Source organism: Clostridium sp. D46t1_190503_E9 (genome assembly GCF_015555225.1).
In the GTDB taxonomy this organism is placed as follows: domain Bacteria; phylum Bacillota; class Clostridia; order Clostridiales; family Clostridiaceae; genus Clostridium.
Genome location: NZ_JADNKB010000034.1, coordinates 1 through 1,461, shown reverse-complemented (window position 1 = coordinate 1,461; position 1,461 = coordinate 1). Strand labels below are relative to the sequence as shown.

The following is a 1,461-nucleotide window of genomic DNA, read 5'->3' as shown; positions in this document are numbered from 1 at the left end:
TAAACTGATACCTATGTCAAGGACATTATAAAAAAAGGGTTATGCACAAAGAAGATGATTTCTGTATTGAACAGGGGTCATCTTTTTTTGATCCCATTTATATCTGTAGTTATTATAATAAATTATATATTTATTAATTTTGCTTTTAAGTTCTTCATATGAATTACACTTCTTAGATTTAACAGAGTCCTTCAAATGACCAAAGAACGATTCCTGCGGGGCGTTATCCCAACAGTTTCCACGGCGAGACATAGATTGTCCTAAGTTGTTTTCCTTCAGTAAGGCTTGAAATATAGGACTTGTATAATGTGATCCTTGGTCAGAATGGATAAATGCATTAGCAGCTAACTTTACTTTCTTCTGTTTTTTTAGTTTTAATATTGTTTCTGTCGCTATATCCAGAGTGATTCGCTTAGACATATGATGAGTTAATATTTCACCTGTTGAGGCATCTAGAATGGTTGACAAATAAGCCATACCGTTTTCGCCGTATGGCAAATATGTAATATCAGTTAATAAAACTAAACCAGGAGTTTTTTGCTTGAAATTTCTTTCTAAAAGATTTGGCACAATTCTATGTTCTTTAGTTGCTTTTGCTATTTTTTTATAAGGATTAGCTTTTCTATGTGGGCATATAATTTCATATTTTTTCATTATTCGTTGTATCTTTTTTAAGCTATAAATTGCATTATATTCATTTTCTAATATCATTTTAATAGACCTAGAACCTTTCTTGTATCCACGTCGGTTAAAAGCCTTTAAAATTAGATTTTTAGCAAATATGTCTTGGTTGTCACGTTGCTTTCGTATATCTGCTGAATTTATATAATTGTAATATCCCGAGCGTGAAACATCTAAAATCTTGCAAAAATATCCTGTTAACCTTTTAAAATTATTCATTTCAATTGTAGATTTTATTAATTCAAATTTAGTGCTAGTATTCAATTCTTTATTTTTCTTTATCAGCAACCTTTCTTTCTCGTCTAATTTTTTTAATAGTTCTACCTGTGCTTCAAGTAGCTTGATTTTAGCTTCTTGTCTTTCTATAATTTCTTCTTTCGTTAATTCGCGATTAACATTGCGGTAACGTGGAGTTCTTGTGGCTTTATCTAAAGCTAGAATACCGCCTTTATCATAGGCTTTCTTCCATCTAGCAGCTGATTCTTCAACTCTTTTAATTCCAATCATAGCTATATCAAATCCATTTTCAGCAAAAATTTTTCGTGCTGGTTTTCCAGAAATATATTCATCTATAAATAATCTTTTGAACTCAAATGTATAAGTTATTGTTGTTTCACTTACTTTAGCTACATATTTATTCTTCTTTAATTTTTCTATATCTTCTCTCGTTAATAAAAATCTACCCATTCAACAACCTCCATCTATTTATTTAATTATATAAAAAATACCTATAGCCATAAACCCTTTTATTTAAGTGTCTAGTCTATAGGTATCAGTTTA

Annotated in this window: 1 protein-coding gene; it reads right to left on the bottom strand. The window is 29.8% G+C overall.

The features are described from left to right. Window positions 1–39: 39 nt before the first annotated feature. Window positions 40–1,368: an IS3 family transposase gene (locus I2E83_RS17905; protein ID WP_195431371.1), complete on the bottom strand. Its 1,329-nt coding sequence runs from the start codon at window positions 1,366–1,368 to the stop codon at window positions 40–42. Window positions 1,369–1,461 lie beyond the last annotated feature (93 nt).